24 protein-coding genes are annotated in these 20092 nt (G+C 66.7%); 18 read left to right on the forward strand and 6 right to left on the reverse strand.

Annotated elements, in window-relative coordinates:
• Nucleotides 1-118: 118 nt before the first annotated feature.
• The 9 genes from COC42_RS00755 to COC42_RS00795 all read left to right on the forward strand — a co-directional run bounded on the left by COC42_RS00755 (nucleotide 119) and on the right by COC42_RS00795 (nucleotide 8686).
• On the forward strand, nucleotides 119-1606 hold the full coding sequence (locus COC42_RS00755) for a circularly permuted type 2 ATP-grasp protein (RefSeq protein WP_096341398.1): 1488 nt from the start codon (nucleotides 119-121) through the stop codon (nucleotides 1604-1606).
• 46 nt (nucleotides 1607-1652) lie between these two features.
• Nucleotides 1653-2588: an alpha-E domain-containing protein gene (locus COC42_RS00760; protein ID WP_176484609.1), complete on the forward strand. Its 936-nt coding sequence runs from the start codon at nucleotides 1653-1655 to the stop codon at nucleotides 2586-2588.
• Complete coding sequence (locus COC42_RS00765) at nucleotides 2588-3388, forward strand: transglutaminase family protein (RefSeq protein WP_096341400.1); 801 nt, start codon at nucleotides 2588-2590, stop codon at nucleotides 3386-3388. The genes COC42_RS00760 and COC42_RS00765 overlap by 1 nt, the downstream gene beginning before the upstream one ends.
• Nucleotides 3389-3893: 505 nt before the next feature.
• Nucleotides 3894-5144: a lipoprotein-releasing ABC transporter permease subunit gene (locus COC42_RS00770; protein ID WP_096341401.1), complete on the forward strand. Its 1251-nt coding sequence runs from the start codon at nucleotides 3894-3896 to the stop codon at nucleotides 5142-5144.
• Nucleotides 5137-5811, forward strand: a complete 675-nt coding sequence (locus COC42_RS00775; protein WP_096341402.1) for an ABC transporter ATP-binding protein — start codon at nucleotides 5137-5139, stop codon at nucleotides 5809-5811. Before COC42_RS00770 ends, COC42_RS00775 begins: the two co-directional genes overlap by 8 nt.
• On the forward strand, nucleotides 5808-6293 hold the full coding sequence (locus COC42_RS00780; protein ID WP_096341403.1) for a glutathione peroxidase: 486 nt from the start codon (nucleotides 5808-5810) through the stop codon (nucleotides 6291-6293). Before COC42_RS00775 ends, COC42_RS00780 begins: the two co-directional genes overlap by 4 nt.
• A 42-nt stretch (nucleotides 6294-6335) precedes the next feature.
• Entirely contained in the window at nucleotides 6336-7964 is a 1629-nt protein-coding gene (locus COC42_RS00785; protein ID WP_096341404.1) for a DNA polymerase III subunit gamma/tau, read from the forward strand.
• A complete protein-coding gene (locus COC42_RS00790; RefSeq protein ID WP_096341405.1) occupies nucleotides 7961-8284 on the forward strand; it encodes a YbaB/EbfC family nucleoid-associated protein in 324 nt (107 codons plus the stop codon). The genes COC42_RS00785 and COC42_RS00790 overlap by 4 nt, the downstream gene beginning before the upstream one ends.
• A 66-nt stretch (nucleotides 8285-8350) precedes the next feature.
• Complete coding sequence (locus COC42_RS00795) at nucleotides 8351-8686, forward strand: Mpo1-like protein (RefSeq protein ID WP_096341406.1); 336 nt, start codon at nucleotides 8351-8353, stop codon at nucleotides 8684-8686.
• A gap of 233 nt (nucleotides 8687-8919) precedes the next feature.
• On the opposite strand, the gene rplI is transcribed toward COC42_RS00795, so the two are convergent.
• From rplI to COC42_RS00815, 4 genes are all read right to left on the reverse strand, one after another.
• Complete coding sequence (gene rplI, locus COC42_RS00800) at nucleotides 8920-9507, reverse strand: 50S ribosomal protein L9 (protein WP_096341407.1); 588 nt, start codon at nucleotides 9505-9507, stop codon at nucleotides 8920-8922.
• A 12-nt stretch (nucleotides 9508-9519) separates the two neighbouring features.
• The gene (rpsR, locus tag COC42_RS00805) at nucleotides 9520-9744 is read right to left on the reverse strand and encodes a 30S ribosomal protein S18 (RefSeq protein WP_007403456.1); all 225 of its coding nucleotides are present in this window, start codon (nucleotides 9742-9744) and stop codon (nucleotides 9520-9522) included.
• Nucleotides 9744-10145 carry a 30S ribosomal protein S6 gene (gene rpsF, locus COC42_RS00810; protein WP_096341408.1) on the reverse strand — a complete coding sequence of 134 codons (402 nt, stop codon included), beginning with the start codon at nucleotides 10143-10145 and terminating at the stop codon, nucleotides 9744-9746. The genes rpsR and rpsF overlap by 1 nt, the downstream gene beginning before the upstream one ends.
• A gap of 150 nt (nucleotides 10146-10295) precedes the next feature.
• Nucleotides 10296-10682 (reverse strand): RcnB family protein, encoded by a 387-nt coding sequence (locus tag COC42_RS00815; RefSeq protein WP_096342994.1) that lies wholly within the window; start codon nucleotides 10680-10682, stop codon nucleotides 10296-10298.
• A 172-nt stretch (nucleotides 10683-10854) separates the two neighbouring features.
• Between COC42_RS00815 and fabD the strand changes: the two genes are divergently transcribed.
• The 6 genes from fabD to mltG all read left to right on the forward strand — a co-directional run bounded on the left by fabD (nucleotide 10855) and on the right by mltG (nucleotide 15681).
• Nucleotides 10855-11790 (forward strand): ACP S-malonyltransferase, encoded by a 936-nt coding sequence (fabD, locus tag COC42_RS00820; RefSeq protein WP_096341409.1) that lies wholly within the window; start codon nucleotides 10855-10857, stop codon nucleotides 11788-11790.
• A gap of 36 nt (nucleotides 11791-11826) precedes the next feature.
• A complete protein-coding gene (locus COC42_RS00825) occupies nucleotides 11827-12156 on the forward strand; it encodes a hypothetical protein (protein WP_096341410.1) in 330 nt (109 codons plus the stop codon).
• A 5-nt stretch (nucleotides 12157-12161) separates the two neighbouring features.
• Nucleotides 12162-12902: a 3-oxoacyl-[acyl-carrier-protein] reductase gene (fabG, locus tag COC42_RS00830; protein WP_096342995.1), complete on the forward strand. Its 741-nt coding sequence runs from the start codon at nucleotides 12162-12164 to the stop codon at nucleotides 12900-12902.
• Nucleotides 12903-12992: 90 nt separating this feature from the next.
• On the forward strand, nucleotides 12993-13229 hold the full coding sequence (locus COC42_RS00835) for an acyl carrier protein (protein WP_096341411.1): 237 nt from the start codon (nucleotides 12993-12995) through the stop codon (nucleotides 13227-13229).
• Nucleotides 13230-13439: 210 nt separating this feature from the next.
• A complete protein-coding gene (gene fabF, locus COC42_RS00840) occupies nucleotides 13440-14702 on the forward strand; it encodes a beta-ketoacyl-ACP synthase II (RefSeq protein ID WP_096342996.1) in 1263 nt (420 codons plus the stop codon).
• 10 nt (nucleotides 14703-14712) lie between these two features.
• Nucleotides 14713-15681: an endolytic transglycosylase MltG gene (mltG, locus tag COC42_RS00845; RefSeq protein WP_096341412.1), complete on the forward strand. Its 969-nt coding sequence runs from the start codon at nucleotides 14713-14715 to the stop codon at nucleotides 15679-15681.
• Between the two features lie 4 nt (nucleotides 15682-15685).
• Here mltG and COC42_RS17555 read toward each other — a convergent pair whose 3' ends face one another.
• Complete coding sequence (locus COC42_RS17555; protein ID WP_176484523.1) at nucleotides 15686-15850, reverse strand: hypothetical protein; 165 nt, start codon at nucleotides 15848-15850, stop codon at nucleotides 15686-15688.
• A gap of 104 nt (nucleotides 15851-15954) precedes the next feature.
• On the reverse strand, nucleotides 15955-17175 hold the full coding sequence (locus COC42_RS00850) for an NADP-dependent isocitrate dehydrogenase (protein ID WP_096341413.1): 1221 nt from the start codon (nucleotides 17173-17175) through the stop codon (nucleotides 15955-15957).
• A 146-nt stretch (nucleotides 17176-17321) separates the two neighbouring features.
• Here COC42_RS00850 and COC42_RS00855 point away from each other — a divergent pair, with 146 nt between their 5' ends.
• The 3 genes from COC42_RS00855 (at nucleotide 17322) to rpsB (ending at nucleotide 20045) form a co-directional block, all read left to right on the forward strand.
• Nucleotides 17322-18053 (forward strand): phosphatidylserine decarboxylase, encoded by a 732-nt coding sequence (locus COC42_RS00855; RefSeq protein ID WP_096341414.1) that lies wholly within the window; start codon nucleotides 17322-17324, stop codon nucleotides 18051-18053.
• Nucleotides 18053-18838 (forward strand): CDP-alcohol phosphatidyltransferase family protein, encoded by a 786-nt coding sequence (locus tag COC42_RS00860; protein ID WP_096341415.1) that lies wholly within the window; start codon nucleotides 18053-18055, stop codon nucleotides 18836-18838. The genes COC42_RS00855 and COC42_RS00860 overlap by 1 nt, the downstream gene beginning before the upstream one ends.
• A gap of 436 nt (nucleotides 18839-19274) precedes the next feature.
• Nucleotides 19275-20045: a 30S ribosomal protein S2 gene (gene rpsB / locus COC42_RS00865; protein ID WP_096341416.1), complete on the forward strand. Its 771-nt coding sequence runs from the start codon at nucleotides 19275-19277 to the stop codon at nucleotides 20043-20045.
• Nucleotides 20046-20092: the final 47 nt, after the last annotated feature.

The following is a 20092-nucleotide window of genomic DNA, read 5'->3' on the forward strand; positions in this document are numbered from 1 at the left end:
GTAAGCTGGATCAACCCCAAAAGGGTAAGTGGAGGCGCGATGAACAAGTTGGGCTTGTGCAGCGCAACAATGCGCGTCAGCATGCAACCGACATGAAGCTGAAACATTGAAGGGGCGGATGGGGGATCTACGCGCGTTCGATGAAATCTGGGGCCAGGGCGGGCCCGACAATCCGCGCGAGCCGCTGGCGATGCTCGCCGACTGGATCGCCGAAACCCCGCGCGAAGAACTGGCTCGCCGGCTCGAAGCCGCGGAGAACACCTTTCGCCAATTAGGTATCACCTTCGCCGTCTATGGCGACCGCGATGCCGCCGAGCGGATCATCCCTTTCGATATCGTACCGCGCGTGTTCCTCGCCGACGAGTGGGCGCGCCTTTCCGAAGGGTTGATCCAGCGGGTCGAGGCGATCAACGCCTTCCTCGACGACATCTATGGCGATCGCCGCATCCTCGCCGACGGCGTGCTGCCCCCCGATATCGTCTTTCGAAACCCGCAGTTCCGTCACGAAGTTGCCGGCATTCGTCCGCCGCACGGCATCTGGGCGCATATCTGCGGCATCGACCTCGTCCGCACCGGCCCCGACGACTTCTTCGTGCTCGAGGACAATGCCCGAACCCCCTCGGGCGTCAGCTACATGCTCGAGAACCGGGAGGCGATGATCCGCCTCTGTCCCGAGCTGTTCCGCAACTTCCGCGTGGCGGCAGTCGACAGCTATCCCGACCGGCTGCATGAAACGATGCGTTCGGTGGCACCGCCGGGGGCGGGGAGCCGGCCGGTCTGCGTCGTGCTGACGCCGGGGCACTTCAACAGCGCCTATTACGAGCACAGCTTCCTCGCCGATTCGATGGGCATCGAACTGGTCGAGCCCGCCGATCTCGTCGTCGATGACGACATCGTCTGGATGCAGACGATCGCGGGCCGGGTGAAGGTCGACGTCATTTATCGGCGGATCGACGACGACTTCCTCGATCCCGTCGTCTTCCGACCCGATTCGCTGCTCGGCGTCCCGGGCATTATGTCGGCCTATCGCGCGGGCAACGTCACGCTCATCAACGCCCCGGGGAACGGCATCGCCGACGACAAGGCGATCTACAGCTACATGCCCGAGATCGTGCGTTATTACTCGGGCGGCGAGGCCAAGCTCCCCAATGTCGAGACGTATCGCTGCCGCGAACCGCAGGCGCTGAAATACGTGCTCGACCGACTGCCCGAACTGGTGGTCAAGCTGGTCGACGGGTCGGGCGGCTATGGCATGCTGGTCGGGCCGACCGCGAGCAGCGAGGAGATCGAACGCTTCCGCGCCGCGCTCATCGCCGAACCGCACCGCTATATCGCCCAGCCGACACTGGCGCTCTCGACCGTCCCGACGCTCACCGAAAAGGGTCTCGCGCCTCGCCACGTCGATTTCCGCCCCTTCGTGCTGACCGGGCGCGACGGGGTGCAGGTGGTGCCCGGCGGCCTGACCCGCGTGGCGCTCAAGGAAGGGTCGTTGGTCGTCAATTCGAGCCAGGGCGGGGGCACCAAGGACAGCTTCGTCCTGCTCCCCGAAGCGCGGCAGATGCAGAAGATGGGCGGCATGTTCCAGCAGCAGGAGCTGGGGTCGTGAGGGGGGCAGTCGACCTCTTCTCCGGTAAGAGCGCTCCGTCATGCTGATGCTTTCGCGCACCGCGGCGTCGCTCTATTGGCTTGGCCGTTATGTCGAGCGCGCGGACTTCATCGCCCGGTTGGTCGAGGCGACCGTCCGTCTCGACGCCCTGTCGGCGACTCCCGCAGGCGAAGCGGCTTGGGAGAGCGCGCTGCGCGTCACCTACACCGACGAAGCCTTTGCCGCGTCAGGGGCGCGTGCCGACCAGACCAATGTCGCCCGCTTCCTCACCATCGACACCGGGCATCCGGGCTCGATCGTGCAGTGCCTAGACATGGCGCGCAACAATGCGCGCGCGGTCCGCACGGCGCTGACGCGCGAGGCGTGGACCGCGATCAACCGCGCCTGGCTGCTTTTCAACTCGCGGATGCGCCCCGGCAACGCGATGGCGACGCTCAATCTCGTCGAAGCCGTAAAGGCCGAGACGCGCGGGTTCGAGGGTGCGATCCTGCGCATGATGCGCAACGAAGCGGTGTGGTTCATCCGCCTCGGCTCTGCGGTCGAGCGCGCCGACAACACCGCGCGGCTGATCGATGTCAAATATCATCTCCTCCTGCCTGAAGGGGCGCCCGTCGGCGGCATCGTCGATCGCGACCAGTGGACGACGATCCTCCAGACCGTGTCCGCCGTCACCGCCTATCGCTGGCTCTATTCGGAGGGACTTGAGCCGCGGTTGGTCATCGACCTCCTTCTCACACGACCCGAATTGCCGCGGTCGCTGGCGGCGTGCGTTGAGGAGACGGTCGAGATGCTCGGCCTGCTCGGCAAGCGCACCGGGCTTCAGGGCGGTGCCGACCGGATGGCGCGCGCGCGCCTCGCGCGAATGCACAAGACGCGCACGCCCGAGGTGATTGTCGGTGGCCTTCACGAATGGCTTTCCGCGTTCATCGCCGAGAACCTCGCGCTCGACCGCGCGATCGCCCAGCAGTTCAGGTTCATCTGATGCGTCTGATCGTAGAGCACCGCACCCGCTACCGCTTCAGCGAGCCGCAGACGCGATTGATCCAGTGCCTGCGCATGACGCCCGACGATACCGACGACCAGACCGTGATCGGCTGGTCGATCGACGTCGATTGCGACGCGCGGCTGCGCGAGAGCCGCGACGGGCTCGGCAACCGGCAGGCGATGCTCTATGCCGACGGGCCGATCGACGGGATCGAAATCAGCGTACGCGGCGAGGTGCTCACCGGCGATCATGGCGGTGTGGTGCGCGGCACGCACGAGCCGCTGCCACCCGTCTTCTACCTGCGCGAAACTGAGCGGACGGTAGCGGGCGCGGCGCTGTCGGGCTTCATGGTCGAGGCATTGGCGGGCGGTGCAGACGCCGCCGCGATCGATGCGGTGACGCGCGCGATCCATGGGCGCTTCAAGCTGGCATCCCATGTCGAGGAATTGCGAGACGCCGCCGCCACCTTCGCCGCCGAAGCGGCAACGGGGCGCGAACTGGCGCAGATGCTCGTCGCCGGCCTTCGCGCTGCCGAGATCCCTGCGCGTTACGTGAGCGGTTATCGCCAGCGCGAGGGTCGCGCTTGTGCCCCGCATGGTTGGGTCGAGGCGTTTGCCGGCGCCGAGGGCTGGATTGCGGTCGATCCCTCGGCGGGCGGTCGGATCGACGAGCGATATGTCCGCGTCGCCATCGGCCTCGACACCGCATCCGTCACGCCGGTCGCCGGCTCGCGACTGGGGCCGGGCGAGGAGATGCTCGACGTGGCGCTGATCGTCGAGCAGGCGCGGGGGCAGTAACTAACCCGGGGATCGGGTGCCGCCACAGGCAGTGAAGGGACAGGGGCGCGGGCGGTGCGATCGTGGGAGAGCACCGCGGGCACGCTGCGCGTCCGAACCTCCCATCGCGGGGAGGAGACCCGCTCTCTCAGGCGATTGTTCTGAAAGCTCAGTATAAACAAGGCTGGAATGCGGCTATTCGCAACGGGTGCAAAAGGAAACGCCCGGGCCGCATCCTGCAGCCCGGGCGCCTGCGTGACGATCGCTCGTCAGCCCCCTAATGTTGGCTCCGTCCACTCGCACTTGACCTTAGGACAAGGCGGGACTGGAACCTCCCCGAACCACGGCCTGTTTGCCTGAGCTTCGTGGGGATTGATTACGGTGTCGTCATCCACGTGTCATTCACAAACCAGCAACCTGATTCCGAATCGCTTCACCCTGTGTTCATTCGGCAACAGCCCCGATTGCACCCCTCCATAACGCTGCTAAGGCGGGCACGAATGATCCCCTTTACCAAGGCCAATCCATGATCCTGTCGCGCTATGAGCGCATGATCGCGCGGCGATATCTGCTGCCCGGACGGGGCGAGGCGTTCATCTTCCTCGTCGCGGGCATCAGCCTGGTCGCCGTCATGCTCGGCGTCGCGGCGCTGGTCATCGTCATGAGCGTCATGAACGGCTTCCGCGCCGAACTGTTCGACAAGATCGTCGGTCTGAACGGCCATGCGGTGGTGCAGGGTTATGCCGGGCAGCTGCGCGACTGGCGTCAGGTGCTCGACGACGCCAAGGCGACGCCCGGCGTGACCAGCGCGACCCCGCTGATCGAGCAGCCGCTGATGACCGACTATAACGGCCGGACCGAGGCAGTGATCCTGCGCGGGATGCGCGTCGAGGATATCCGCGGCAACCCGACGATCCGCGACAATGTGGTCTTCGGCAATCTCGCGCAGCTGACGCCCGGCAGCGGCAACATCGCGATCGGCTCGCGCCTGGCGCAGCAGCTCGGCGCGACGGTCGGCAGCGAAATCTCGCTCATCAGCTTCCAGGGCGTGTCGACACCGATGGGGACGGTGCCGCGCATCGTCTCCTACCGGGTGGCGGCGATCTTCGAGGTCGGCGTCTACGATTACGACAAGGCGTTCGTCGTCATGCCGATGGAGGATGCGCAGACGCTGCTCCTGATGGGCGATTCGGTCGGCATGATCGAGATCGACACGGTGGATCCTGACAAGGTCGAGCAGATCCTACAGCCGCTGGCGGTGAAGGTGGGGGCCAGGGGCCAGCTCAACGACTGGCGCCGGCTCAATTCGGAGATCTTCGAGGCGCTTCAGGTCGATCGCCTCGTCACCTTCACCGTGCTGTCCATCCTGATCCTTGTCGCGGTGTTCAACATCCTGTCGTCGCTCATCATGCTGGTGCGCGCCAAGACGCGCGACATTGCGATCCTGCGCACGATGGGTGCGACGCGGCAGGGGCTGATCCGCATCTTCGTGACGGTCGGTACGACGATCGGTTCGCTCGGCATCATCGCCGGGCTCGTGATGGGCTTTATCCTGCTCTATTTCAGGCAGGGGGTGCTGAGCTTCCTCGGCGCGATCACCGGGCAGCAAATCTGGGATCCGTCGATGCGCTACCTCACCGAGCTGCCGTCGAAGACCGATCCCGTCGAAATCGCTGGCATCGCGCTGATGGCGTTCGTGTTCAGCTTCCTCGCGACGCTTTACCCCGCGTTCAAGGCGGCGAGCACCGATCCGGTACAGGTGCTCCGCTATGAGTGAGCCGATCCTCGCGACGCGCGGGCTGACGCGCAGCTTCACGCAGGGGGGTGCCACGATCGAGGTATTGCGCGGCGTCGATCTGACCGTCGGGCCCGGCGAGATCGTCGCGCTGCTCGGCCCCTCGGGCTCGGGCAAATCGACGCTCCTCCAGGCGGTCGGGCTGCTCGAGGGCGGGTTCGAGGGGTCGATCCGCATCGCCGGCCAGGAAGTCGCCCAGATCGGCAGCGGCGAGCGGACGCAGGTCCGGCGCGACCGGCTCGGCTTCATCTATCAGTTCCACCACCTGCTGCCCGACTTCACCGCGGCGGAGAATGTCGTCCTTCCGCAGTTGATCCACGGCGCGGGCGAGCAAGAAGCCGCCGACCGCGCCGAACGGCTGCTGTCGGCGCTCGGCCTTGGCCACCGGCTCACGCATCGGCCAAGCCAGCTGTCGGGCGGCGAGCAGCAGCGGGTGGCGGTCGCCCGCGCGATCGCCAACCGGCCAGCGCTTGTCCTCGCCGACGAACCCACCGGCAATCTCGACGAAGCGACCGCGGATGTGGTGCTGTCCGAGTTTCTTCGCCTCGTCCGCGGCGAGGGATCGGCGGCGCTGGTGGCGACGCACAACGAACGGCTCGCCGCGCGAATGGACCGCGTGGTGCGTCTGCACGAGGGAGTGCTCGAATGACCGACCTTTATTCGATCCCCGTCACCGCAGCAGACGGCAGCACGACCGACCTGTCCGCATATAGGGGCCGCGTTCTCCTTATCGTCAACGTCGCGTCGAAATGCGGGTTCACGCCTCAATATGCCGGGCTTGAGGCGCTCTATCGCGCGCATCAGGGCAGCGGGCTGACCGTGCTCGGCTTCCCCTGCAACCAATTCGGCGCGCAGGAGCCAGGCGACGCGGCGGAAATCGCCAATTTCTGTTCGACGACGTACGACGTGACCTTCCCGGTGCTGGGCAAGATCGACGTCAACGGGGCCGACGCCGCGCCGCTGTGGCGCCACCTGAAGCAGGAGGCGCCCGGCCTGCTCGGCAGCGAGGCAATCAAGTGGAACTTTACCAAGTTCTTCGTCGGCCGCGACGGCCGGGTGATCGAACGCTATGCGCCGACAACCAAGCCCGAGGCGATCGAGGCCGACATCCAGAAGGCGCTCCAGCGCTGACGGGGCTATCGCCCGCCGCCCCCAGTCCCTAGATTGATCGCGATGGACGAAATGGGTTTCGATCTGGGCGAACCGCCCGCGCCGCCGCCTGCCAAGGGCGAGGCGTATCGTGTCCTCGCGCGCAAATACCGGCCGCAGACCTTTGCCGCGCTGATCGGCCAGGACGCGATGGTCCAGACGCTGGGCAACGCGATCAAGCGCGACCGGCTCGCCCACGCTTTCCTGCTGACGGGCGTGCGCGGGGTGGGCAAGACCTCGACCGCGCGGCTGATTGCGAAGGCGCTCAACTGCGTCGGGCCGGACGGGCAGGGCGGGCCGACGATCGATCCCTGCGGCCAGTGCGAACCCTGTCGCGCGATCGCCGAGGGTCGGCATATCGACGTCATCGAAATGGACGCCGCCAGCCACACCGGCGTCGACGACGTGCGCGAGATTATCGAGGCGTCGCGCTATGCCGCCGTCTCCGCGCGCTACAAGATCTACATCGTGGACGAGGTCCACATGCTGTCGAAGAACGCGTTCAACGCGCTTCTGAAGACGCTCGAGGAACCGCCCGCGCACGTGAAGTTCCTGTTCGCCACGACCGAGGTGAACAAGGTCCCGATCACCGTCCTGTCGCGCTGCCAGCGCTTCGACCTGCGCCGTATCCCGGCCGACAAGCTCGCCGCGCATTTCGCGCATGTGGTGGAGGCGGAGGGATTCGAGGCCGAGCCAGAGGCGCTGGCGCTGATCGCCCGCGCCGCGGAGGGATCGGCGCGCGATGGCCTGTCGATCCTCGACCAGGCGATCGCCCATGCCGGTCTCGAAGGAGGGGGTGTCCGCGCCGACGCGGTGCGCGAGATGCTCGGCCTGTCCGATCGCGGTGCGGTGCGCGAGCTGTTCGGCCATCTGCTTGCCGGCGACGGGGCGGGGGCGCTGGCGTCGCTCCGACGCCAATACGATCTCGGCGTCGATCCGCAGGCCGTGCTGCGTACGCTCCTGGAGGCGGTGCACGGCATGACCCTCGTCAAGGTGGGTACGCCGCCGGATCCCGCCCAGCCGGTCGAGGAGCGCGAGGCGCTTTCCGAATGGGCTTCGCGCCTCTCGTTCCCGCTGCTCCACCGGCTGTGGCAGCTGCTGCTCAAGGGCCATGAGGAAGTCGTCCGCGCCGCCCTCCCGATCGAGGCGTGCGAGATGGCGCTCTTGCGCGTCGTGCACGCCTCGCAGCTTCCCGATCCCGGCGAATTGGCGCGCCAGATTCGCGAGGGCGGGGTGCAGGTCGCGCCTGCCGCCGCCGCCGCGCCGCGGCCCGCTGCCCCTGCATTGCCCGCGACTGCCGAGGCGATCGGCGACACCATCGCGCAGACTGGCCGCATGGCGCTGGCAGAGGCGTGGCGCAACCATGCGCGTCCTGTGCGGATCGAGCCGCCGGAGATCGAGCTGTCGACCGCGCGCCCGATTCCCTCGGACTTTCCGCGCGAGCTGATGGACGCGCTCAAGATCGCGACGGGCACCCGCTGGAAGATCACGACCAGCGACGCGCCCGGCACGCCGTCGCTGCGCGAGGCCGAGCGCGCCGACGACGAGGCGTTCGAGGCCTCGATCCGCGAAACCCCCGTAGTGGCCGCCGCGCTCGCCGCCTTCCCCGGCGCCGAGCTGATCGGCCCCAAGACCCGACGGAGCATGACATGAAGAATCTCGACGACATCATGGCGATGGCCCAGAACGTTCAGAACGAGCTGACCAAGGCGCAGGCGGCACTCGACACGATCGAGGTCGAGGGTGTGTCGGGCGGCGGTCTCGTCAAGGTCCGCGCCAGCGCCAAGGGGCGGATCATCGGCGTTGCCATCGACGACTCGCTTCTCAAGCCAGAGGAAAAGGGCGTGCTCGAGGATCTGATCGCCGCCGCGCTCAATGACGCACGGGCCAAGGCCGATGCGGCGAGCTCGACCGAGATGTCGAAGCTGACCGCGGGCATGCCGCTCCCGCCCGGCTTCAAGCTGCCCTTCTGAACGAAGCAGCGAGACCCCGGACCAGGGCCGGGTGGTGTTTTGCCCGAAAGTGGGCATCATGGCGTAATGGCACGTATCGCCACCTATGCCGAGTTCTGGCCCTTCTACCTTCGCGAACATGCGCGGGCGACGACACGGCGGCTCCATTATGCCGGGACCGCGCTGACGTTCGTCTTCGCCGCGCTCGCCCTGACGGCAGGCGGTTGGTGGTGGCTGGCCGTACCGCTGGCTGGCTATGGCTTCGCCTGGGCCGCGCATTTCAGGGTCGAGCGGAACCGGCCCGCCACCTTCATCCACCCTATTTGGTCGCTGGTCAGCGACTATCGCATGTTCTTCCTGTGGTTCGCCGGTCGGCTCGACCGCCACCTGCGCGCGGCGGGCGTCGATCCTGATCGCGGCTGACGCCCACATTCATCCGCCGGAAACCTTTTGACAAACTCGCGCATTGTTGCGGCGAGGGGTTTTTTGAAGGCGTTCAGATGAGCAAGGTCGTTCCAGTCATATTGTCGCTGATCCCGCTCGCGGCGGTCATCAGCGCCTGCGTCGCAGTGCCCTGACCGCACCCGGCTAGCGCGCATGAGAAAGGGGCTGCCCGATCGCTCGGACAGCCCCTTTCTCGTATCGAGTAAAAAGCCTCAGGCTTCTTCGCTGTCGCTCGGCTCGCGAGCGATCTCGCCGGCTTCGAGATTGGGATCGCGCTCTTCGATGAAGCCGCTCTCTTCCTTCTCGAACATCGCCGACATGACGTCCACGCCCTGCGCCTGCATGTCCGCCTCTTCGGGCGAACGCGCGACGTTGACCTTGACCGTCACCGACACCTCGGGGTGCAGCGCGACGCGCACCTCGTGAAGGCCGATCGACTTGATCGGCTTGTCGAGCACGACCTGGCTCTTGTTGACCTTGTGCCCGTCGGCGACGAGCGCATCGACCAGATCGCGGACCGCGACCGAGCCGTAGAGCTGGCCGACGTTCGACGCCTGGCGGATCAGCGTGACCGACACGCCGTCAAGGCTCTTGGCCTCACCTTCGGCATCGGTGCGGCGCGCGGCGTTCTCGGCCTCGAGCCGCTCGCGGTTCGCCTCGAACACGCGGCGGTTGGCGTCGTTGGCGCGCAGCGCCTTCTTGCGCGGCAGCAGGAAGTTGCGGGCGAACCCGTCCTTCACCGTGACCACGTCGCCGATGCGGCCGAGCTTCTCGACACGCTCAAGCAGGATGACTTGCATAGGATCCGCTCCTTACTTCACGACGTAGGGCAGCAGGCCCAGATGGCGCGCGCGCTTGATGGCTTGGGCCAGTTCGCGCTGCTTCTTGGCCGACACGCTGGTGATGCGCGAGGGCACGATCTTGCCGCGCTCCGACACGAAACCCTGGAGCAGGCGCACGTCCTTATAGTCGATGCGCGGCGCGTCCTTGGCCGAGAAGGGGCAGCTCTTGCGACGGCGGAAAAACGGGCGGGCCATCAGTTGTTCTCCCCTTCCTCACGCTCGCGGCGGGGGCCGCGGTCACCGCGGTCGTCACGGTCGCGGCGACGCTCGCGGTCGCCCTTGCGCATCATGACGGTCGGGCCGGCCTCATGGCCGTCGACGCGGACGGTCATGTAGCGGATCACGTCTTCGTTGATCTGGGTCTGGCGCTCCAGCTCCGCGACGACCTCACCCGGAGCGTCGATCTCGAGCATCACGTAGTGCGCCTTGCGGTTCTTGGCGATGCGATAGGCGAGGCTGCGCAGGCCCCAGGTCTCGGTCTTGACGACCTTGCCTTCCATCGATTCGACGATCTTGGTGGCGTTTTCCGCCAATGCATCCACCTGCGCCTGCGCCAGATCCTGGCGGGCGAGGAAGACGTGCTCGTAAAGAGCCATGTCTTCTGTCCTGTCTTGGCCGATCGCTGACCGTGCGCCCATCGCGCGGCCCCTCCGGCTGTCGTCCGAAATGCAAAGCCGGGGCGGAAAGGCGAACCCTTCCACCCCGGTTGACGGGCCTACATCACAGATGGGGCCGAAACGCAAGGCTTACCGGATCACACCGCCGATAACCGCGCCGATCAGGCCGCTCGCCAGTGCCACCAGCACCGCGTCGTTGCCCGACTGCACCCACTGGTACCCGCGGGGCGGCGCATAGAGGCCGCGGCCGCGATAGGTGCGATAGTCGATCTGACGATAGTTGGCGGCATAGCGGCGATCGAAGCGCTGGCCGCGCTGCCAGTTGCGGGCGTTGAACCGGCGGGCGTCGTTGTGCCGGATCACTGTCCGCTCGCGATAGCCGGGGCCACGCTGGACCACGACGGTGCGGTTCGGGCGCTCCTTGACAACGCGGTAGCCCTGCGGCGCGGCGCTGGCCATGGTGGGAGCCGCGATTATCGAGGCGGCGACACCGGCGAGCATCAGCTTCTTGAACATCTTCATCTCCTCTGGCTCGATTTCGATGAAGCCAATCTGGATCCGCCGTGTCGCAGACCTATCGCGCCAGGAGAACGAAAGGGTCACAGATTGTCGCAACCCCGGCGGGACTTGAAAGCTTTCGGTGTTCGGGCGTAGGCGCGGGCGCTTCCAATCCAAGCGGGAGCCAGCGATGCGCGCGTTCATCTTTCCGGGCCAGGGCAGCCAGTCGGTCGGCATGGGCCGCGCGCTGGCCGAGGCCAGCCCCCACGCCCGCGAGGTCTTCGGCGAGGTGGACGAGGCGCTGGGGCAGCATCTCTATCGCCTGATGACCGAGGGACCGGAAAGCGACCTCACGCTGACCGAAAACGCCCAGCCCGCGATTATGGCAAACGCGATCGCAGTGCTGCGCGTGCTCGAGAGCGAAGGCGGGGTGCGGCTGGCCGAAAAGGCCGATTATGTCGCTGGCCATTCGCTCGGCGAATATTCGGCCCTTTGCGCGGCGGGTGCACTCGATCTTTCGACCACGGCGCGGCTGCTCAAGCAGCGGGGGCAGGCGATGCAGGCGGCGGTGCCGGTGGGCCAGGGGGCGATGGCCGCCCTGCTCGGCGCCGACCGCGACAAGGCGCAGGCGATCGCCGACGCGGCGGCCGAGGGCGAGGTTTGCACCGTCGCCAATGACAACGATCCCGGGCAGGTCGTCATCTCCGGCGCCCGCACTGCGATCGAGCGCGCGGTCGCGATAGCAAAGGACCACGGTGCCAAGCGGGCGGTGCTGCTCCCCGTCTCGGCCCCCTTCCACTGCCCGCTGATGCAGCCCGCCGCCGACGTCATGGCGGCGGCGCTGGCGGACGCTCCTATGCAGGCGCCGCTCGTCCCCGTCTACGCCAACGTCACCGCCGCCCCCGCCGCCGACCCGGCCGTCATCCGCGCGCTGCTGGTCGAGCAGGTGACGGGCATGGTCCGCTGGCGCGAAAGCGTCTCGGCGATGTGGGCGGCGGGCGTCACCGACTATGTCGAACTCGGCGGCAAGGTTCTCGCTCCCATGGTCAAGCGCACCGCCCCCGATGCGACCACCACGAGCGTCATCACGATGGACGACATCGAGGCGCTGCTGAAGGCGATTTGATGCTGGTTCGAGGCGCGGAGGCGCAGAGGGGTCGCGATGGAGGAGATCGACCGGATCACGCGGGATGTCGTCGATGCGGCTTTCCGGAGTCATCGCGATCCCGGGCCGGGCCTGCCCAAGAATTTCGGTGAAGCCGTGATCGCCGGACGACTTTTGTCGCTGGGATCGGGGTCGAGTTCGATGGATCGCCTGCGGCGTCGCTTTCCGCATCGGTTTCCCATCAGCAAGCGCGAGCCCGTTGAGGTCCGATCGGGCGAGCATCTCGCAAGCGTCCATGTCAGCCAACTGCCTATATATCTGCACCTGACCCGTCATCGCCTTGGGGCTGCTGCTTCGGCGCCTCTGCGCGAACAAAACAAAGGATGACCAACATGTTCGACCTCACAGGCATGACCGCCCTCGTCACCGGCGCATCGGGCGGGATTGGCTCGGCGATCGCGAGGGCGCTCGCAGGGCAGGGCGCGCGCCTCGCCGTGTCCGGCTCGAATGCAGAGAAGCTGGAAAGCTTTCGACAGAATCTTGGCGGCGATCATGTCGCGCTGCCCTGCAACCTCTCCGACGGCGATGCCGTCGATGCGCTCGTGCCGCAGGCGGTCGAGGCGCTGGGCGGGCGGCTCGATATCCTTGTCAACAATGCCGGCGTGACGCGCGACAACCTCGCCATGCGGATGAAGGACGAGGAGTGGGATAGCGTGATCCGCGTCAACCTGGAGGCCGCGTTCCGCCTTGCCCGCGCCGCTGCGCGGCCGATGATGAAGGCGCGCTTCGGCCGGATCGTCTCGATCACCTCGGTCGTCGGCGCGACGGGCAACCCGGGCCAGGCCAACTACGCCGCCTCAAAGGCGGGGCTGGTCGGCATGTCGAAGGCGCTGGCGCAGGAGCTCGCCAGCCGCAACATCACCGTCAACTGCGTCGCGCCCGGGTTCATCCGATCGGCGATGACCGACGTGCTGCCGGAGGCGCAGAAGGCCGCGCTCCTCGGCCGTATCCCCGCGGGCGACCTTGGCACCGGCGAGGATATCGGTGCCGCCGTCGTCTATCTCGCCAGCCGCGAGGCCGGCTACGTCACCGGCCAGACGCTTCACGTCAACGGCGGCATGGCGATGCTGTGAAGCAACCCGCCGCCACCCACTTGCAAGGCGAAGCGCCGCGCTCTAGGGCGTTCAGCTAATCGACAGATACCCCGTAAAGAGGAATTGGGAATGAGCGACACCGCCGATCGCGTGAAGAAGATCGTCGTCGAAAATCTGGGCGTCGAGGCCGAGAAGGTGACCGAGGACGCCAGCTTCATCGACGATCTGGGCGCCGACAGCCTCGACATCGTCGAGCTCGTCATGGCGTTCGAGGAAGAGTTCGGCGTCGAGATTCCCGACGATGCCGCGGAGAAGATCACGACCGTCAAGGACGCGATCACCTATATCGACGAGCACAAGGGCTGAGTTGAGCCGGTCTCGTTGAGGACGTTCGCGGCTCTCCGCCCGTGCCCTTGGGGCCGGGCGGGGAGCCGTTTGTTTTTGCGCGGCGCTTGACAGCACGTCCGGCAACCCCTTGATCGCCATGTCGCGAGCGGGTTCCGTCACGTCATCAGGGATCCGCGCGATCAAGAAGGATGGCCCCCATGGGCGGGGCCGATGGACGGAGAGTTTCGCATGCGCCGCGTCGTCGTCACTGGCCTCGGTCTCGTCACGCCGCTCGGCGCCGAGGTCGAGACCGCGTGGAAGAATCTGATTGCCGGCAAGTCCGGCGCCGGCCCGATCACGCGCTTTGATGCCACCGATTACAAGTGCCGCATCGCCTGCGAGGTGAAGCCCGCAGACCACGAATACGGCTTCGATGCCTACAAGCGCGTCGATCACAAGGTCCAGCGTCAGGTCGATCCCTTTATCGTCTTCGGTATCGACGCCGCCGGCCAGGCGCTCGAGGACGCGGGGCTCACCGACATGAGCGAGGAGGAGCGGTATCGCGCCGGCTGCTCGATCGGGGCCGGCATCGGCGGCCTGCCGGGGATCGAGAGCGAGTCGCTGGTGCTCGACCGCAAGGGGCCTGCCCGTGTCAGCCCGCACTTCGTCCACGGCCGCCTCATCAACCTGATCTCGGGTCAGGTGTCGATCAAGTATGGCCTGATGGGGCCGAACCACGCGGTCGTCACCGCCTGTTCGACCGGCGCGCACTCGATCGGCGACGCCGCGCGAATGATCGCGATGGACGATGCAGATGTGATGCTGGCGGGCGGCGCGGAGGGCGCAATCTGCCCGATCGGTATCGCGGGCTTTGCCCAGGCGCGGGCGCTGTCGACTGCCTTTAATGACACCCCCGAAAAGGCGAGCCGGCCCTATGATCGCGATCGCGACGGCTTCGTGATGGGCGAGGGCGCGGGCGTGGTCGTGCTCGAGGAATATGAGCGGGCCAAGGCGCGCGGTGCCAAGATCTATGCCGAGGTGATCGGCTATGGCCTGTCGGGTGATGCCTATCACGTGACCGCTCCGCATCCCGAGGGATCGGGCGCCTATCGCAGCATGGAAATGGCGATGCGCAAGTCGGGGCTCGCCCTGGCCGACATCGATTACGTCAACGCGCACGGCACCTCGACCCCGCTCGGCGACGAGCTGGAGCTGGGCGCGGTCCGCCGGCTGTTCGGCCCGGCGCTGGAGGGCATGTCGATGAGCTCGACCAAGTCGGCGATCGGCCACCTTCTGGGCGGCGCGGGTGCGGTCGAATCGATCTTCTGCATCCTGGCGATGCGCGACGGGATCGTGCCGCCGACGCTCAACCTCGACAATCCGAGCGAGAATTGTGTGGGCGTCGACCTGGTCCCGCACGTCGCCAAGGAGCGCAAGGTGCGCGCGATCCTCAACAACTCGTTCGGGTTCGGCGGCACCAACGCCTCGCTCGTCATGAAGGCGGTCGATTGAGCCCGAAACGATGAAGCGGCTCGGCTGCCTCGGCCTGATCCTCGGCCTCGCCGCGATCGCGGCCTTGTTCGGGGTGATGCAGAGCTGGGGCGGCAAGGGGCCGCTTGCCGCAAATACCAGCGTCGTCGTGCCGCAGGGCGCCAGCCTGACGCGCGCCGCCGAGGAACTGGAGAAGGCCGGGGCGATCGGTTCGGCCAGCCGTTTCGTGCTGTTTGCCAAGCTGTTCGGTGGCTCCGACCCGATCCGCGCGGGCGAATATCCGCTGCCTGCGGGGATCAGCCAGGCCGATCTTCTCAAGCTGATGCAGGGCGGCAAGACCCTCCAGCGCTTCGTGCCGGTGCCCGAGGGACTGCCCTCGGTGCTGGTTCAGGAGGCGCTGATGCGCGCGCCCGAGTTGACGGGGAAAGTCGGCGTGCCCGCCGAAGGATCGGTGCTGCCCGACAGCTACAGCTACGAGCGCGGCGAAACCCGTGCGGCAGTGCTTGCCCGGATGCAGCGCGCGATGGACCGCTACCTCGCCGAGGCTTGGAAGCGCCGGAAACCCGGCATCGCCGTATCGACCCCGCGCGAGGCACTGATCCTTGCCTCGATCGTCGAGAAGGAAACCGCGGTCGAGGCCGAGCGTCGCACCGTCGCGGCGGTCTATTCGAACCGCCTGCGCCAGGGGATGCGGCTACAGGCCGACCCGACGATCATCTATCCGCTGACCAAAGGTCGCCCCCTCGGCCGCCGAATCCTCCGGTCGGAGGTCAATGCAGTCAACGGCTACAACACCTATGCGATGGCGGGCCTCCCCGAAGGGCCGATCGCCAATCCCGGCCGCAAGAGCATCGACGCGGTGCTCGACCCGGCGGCGTCGCCGGCGCTCTATTTCGTCGCGGACGGGAAGGGCGGGCACGTCTTCGCGAACACGCTGGCCGAGCACAACGCCAATGTGGCGAAATGGTACGCGATCCGTAAGGCGCGGGGGGAGATGTAAGCGCCTAGTTGTCGGCCGCCGTGAAAGTAACCTCACCGATCTCGTTGGCATTCTTCCTGGCGAACCGCCAGATCGCGATGGTGGTGAGGATCAACAGGAGCCACACGCCCGTCACCAACGCCACGCTGTAAGTGACGAGCGCAATCGCCAAGGCCTTGCCGACCAGCATGACGGTGACCGAACCGGACAGCCGCGGCAGCCGGGTCCACCCATGAAGGAAAAGGGCGCCCCGGTCCCCCGGAGCGCCCCCTTCAAACCGTCAACGGCAGTAGCTTACTTCCACTCGCCCATTGCCGTCTCAAGGTTCACGCGGATCGCCTCGAAGAACTGCTCGGTCGTCATCCAGGGCTGGTCCGGGCCGATCAGGATCGCCAGATCCTTGGTCATCGCGCCCCCTTCGACCGTCTCGACGCAGACGCGCTCCAGCGTCTCGGCGAAGCGGGTCACGTCGGGCGTGCCGTCGAACTTGCCGCGATACTTGAGGCCGCCGGTCCAGGCGAAGATCGACGCGATCGGGTTGGTCGACGTCGCCTTGCCCTGCTGGTGCTGGCGATAGTGGCGAGTGACGGTGCCGTGCGCCGCCTCTGCCTCGATCGTCTTGCCGTCGGGGGTCATCAGCACCGACGTCATGAGGCCGAGCGAGCCGAAGCCCTGCGCCACCGTGTCCGACTGGACGTCACCGTCGTAATTCTTGCACGCCCACACGAACTCGCCGTGCCACTTGAGCGCGCTCGCCACCATGTCGTCGATCAGGCGGTGCTGATATTCGATGCCCGCTTCCTTGAACTGCGGCGCGAATTCGGTCTCGAACACTTCCTGGAAGATGTCCTTGAAGCGCCCGTCATAGGCCTTCATGATCGTGTTCTTGGTCGAGAGATACACCGGCCAGCCGCGACCGAGGCCGTAGTTCAGGCTGGCGCGCGCGAAGTCGCGGATCGAATCGTCAAGGTTGTACATCGCCATCGCGACGCCGGCCGAGGGGAACTTGAACACCTCCTCGTCGATCACGGTGCCGTCATCGCCCTCGAAGACGAGGCGCAGCTTGCCCGGCCCCGGCACGCGATAGTCGGTCGCGCGATACTGGTCGCCGAACGCGTGGCGGCCGACGACGATCGGGTGCGTCCAGCCGGGGACGAGGCGGGGGACGTTCTTGATGACGATCGGCTCGCGAAAGACGACGCCGCCCAGGATGTTGCGGATCGTGCCGTTCGGCGACTTCCACATCTTCTTGAGGCCGAACTCCTCGACGCGCTGCTCGTCGGGGGTGATCGTCGCGCACTTCACGCCGACGCCGTACTTCTGGATCGCCTTGGCTGAATCGACGGTGATCTTGTCGTCGGTCTCGTCGCGCTTCTCGACGGCAAGGTCGTAATATTCGAGGTCGATGTCGAGATAGGGGAGGATCAGGCGCTCGCGGATCCACGCCCAGATGATCCGGGTCATCTCGTCGCCGTCGATCTCCACGACGGGCGTCTTCACCTTGATCTTCGCCATCAACGTCTCGCTTGTGTCCTGAGGGAGGGTTGCGGCGCTCCCTAGGGCGCGACGGCTGCGGGATCAACCGCGGGGCCATCGGCTTTGCGCGCACGATATTGCCACAATTGATTGTAACCCCGGGCGGCGATGGGTAGACCCGGGCGATGCCATCACTCGAAAAGCCGCCGATCGCCACCTCGACCGTCAAGTGGCGCTTCCCCGCCGTCCATCCCGAGGGCCGTAAGTATGTCCTGATCGCCGGTGCGATCTCGCTGCTCGCGCTCTGGTGGGGCGGCTGGTTCTGGGCATGGCCGTTGATTGGGCTGACGATCTGGGTCGCGGCGTTTTTCCGCGATCCGGTGCGCGTGACGCCGCAGGGGCCGGGCCTGATCGTTGCGCCCGCCGACGGACTGGTCACGATGATCCAGCAGGTGCCGCTCCCGCCCGAGCTCGCCGGGCCGCAGGGGCTGGGCGAGGGGCCGCTCACGCGCGTGTCGATCTTCATGAGCGTGTTCGACGTGCACATCAATCGCACGCCCGTCACCGGCACGATCCGGCAGGTCGTCTATATCTCCGGCAAGTTCGTCAACGCCGACCTCGACAAGGCGTCGGACGAGAATGAGCGCCAGCATATCGTTGTCGAGGCACCCGACGGCACCCGCTTCGGCTTCACCCAGATCGCCGGCCTCGTCGCGCGTCGCATCCTCGCCTTCGTAAAGCCGGGTGACATGGTGGTCGCGGGTCAGCGGATCGGCCTCATTCGCTTCGGCAGCCGCGTCGATGTGTTCCTCCCCGCGGGTTACGCGCCGCAGGTGGTGCTCGGCCAGCGCAGCATCGCCGGCGAGACGATCATCGGGCGGCAGGGAGCCGGCGCGCCGACGGGCGTCGCACAATAATGGGCCTTCGCCCCCGCCGCCCGCGCCGCGGCCTGCCGCTCCGCGCGATCGCGCCCAACGCCGTCACGGCGATGGCGCTGTGTTCGGGATTGACCGGTATCCGCTTCGCGATCGCGGGTGACTGGGAGCGGGCGGTGCTGATGGTGCTGCTGGCCGGCGCGCTCGACGGGATCGACGGGCGCATCGCCCGGCTGGTGCGCGGCGAGAGCCGCTTCGGGGCCGAGCTCGACAGCCTGTCCGATGCGATCAGCTTCGGCGTGTCGCCCGCACTGATCGTCTATCTCTGGTCGTTGATGGGCATTCCGCGCATCGGCTGGCTGGCGGCGCTGATCTATGCCGTGTTCTGCGCGCTTCGCCTCGCGCGGTTCAACGCCAATATCGATGTCGCGGATCAGCCGCACAAGTCGGCCGGCTTCCTGACCGGCGTGCCCGCGCCTGCGGGCGCCGGCCTCGCCATGCTGCCGATGTATCTCTGGTTCTGGACTGAAGAGGCGATCTTCCGCTCGCCTTGGGTCGTGGCGCCGTGGGTGGCGTTCACTGCTTTCCTGATGGTGTCGAGTCTGGCGACCTTTTCCTGGTCCTCGATGCGCCTGCGCCGGCGCGTCCGGTTCGAAGCACTGGCCGTCGTCGTGATCTTCGCCGCGGCGGTGGTGTCGGCGCCGTGGCAGACGCTCAGCGTCATCTGCCTCGGCTACCTCGCGACCATCCCGTTCAGCATCGCCGGCTATGCGCGGGTCAGGCGGCTGCGCGCAGGTGCGCCGGCAAAGCCGTCAGCCGGGGAATAGCCCGCGTCTCACCGCGCGAGGGCAGCGGTGGCAGCGCCGCCAGCCGGGTTTGCGTCCCGTGTGTCAGCAAGCAGACAATACGGGCGTGATAGGGCGCCACGGTCATCACGATAACACCGATGGCGACGGCGGCGGCGAACGCGAACAGAACAAAGGCGAGGATAGCGACCACCTGACTCACTCCCGGACCACAAATCGCGGTTAACAAAGTGTGACTTATCAACATCTTTGCGACGGACCGGTTCCACGGTCCCGTTGTGAACGCCATATGTTCCTATTGCGTTCTGCATGTCAAGTGTTGATCTTGATCTCGCGCTAGGCTAAGCGCCGCCGCTCAACCCGCATGGGAAGCTCATAACCCGGTGCCCGACGCCGCCTTTCAGGTGTGTCGAGGGTCGCTCGCTTCCCAGAGGACTAACCGGAAGGAGATATCCCTATGGCGGCACCTGTCGTCACCATGAGCCAGCTGATCGAGTCGGGCGCGCATTTTGGCCACCAGACCCACCGCTGGAACCCCAAGATGAAGCCGTACATCTTCGGTGAGCGCAACGGCGTCCACATCCTCGACCTGTCGCAGACCGTGCCGCTGTTCGCGCGCGCGCTCGATTTCGTGTCGTCGACCGTCGCTGGCGGCGGCAAGGTGCTGTTCGTCGGCACCAAGCGCCAGGCGCAGGAGCCGATCGCCGAGGCGGCGCGCAAGTCGGGCCAGCACTTCGTCAACCATCGCTGGCTGGGCGGCATGCTCACCAACTGGAAGACCATCTCGGGCTCGATCAAGCGCCTCAAGACGCTCGAGGAGCAGCTGTCGGGCGACACGCACGGCCTCACCAAGAAGGAAGTGCTCAACCTGACGCGCGAGCGCGACAAGCTCGAGCTCAGCCTCGGCGGCATCCGCGATCTGGGCGGCATTCCCGACATCATGTTCGTGATCGATGCGAACAAGGAAGAGCTGGCGATCAAGGAAGCCAACACGCTCGGCATTCCCGTCGTCGCGATCCTCGATTCGAACGTCTCGCCCGACGGCATCGCCTTCCCGGTGCCCGCGAACGACGACGCGAGCCGCGCGATCCGCCTCTATTGCGAGGCGATGGCGATCGCCGCGACCCGCGGCAACAACCAGGCCGCCATGCAGAGCCAGGACTTCGGCTCGATGGCTGAGCCGCCGGCCGAGCCCGCCCTGACGGAGGAAGCGCCCGCCGAGGCCTGATCGCCTGACACGACGCGGCGACATCGCCCGCGTCACCGAACTGTCAT

Source organism: Sphingomonas spermidinifaciens (assembly GCF_002351485.1).
In the GTDB taxonomy this organism is placed as follows: domain Bacteria; phylum Pseudomonadota; class Alphaproteobacteria; order Sphingomonadales; family Sphingomonadaceae; genus Sphingomonas; species Sphingomonas spermidinifaciens.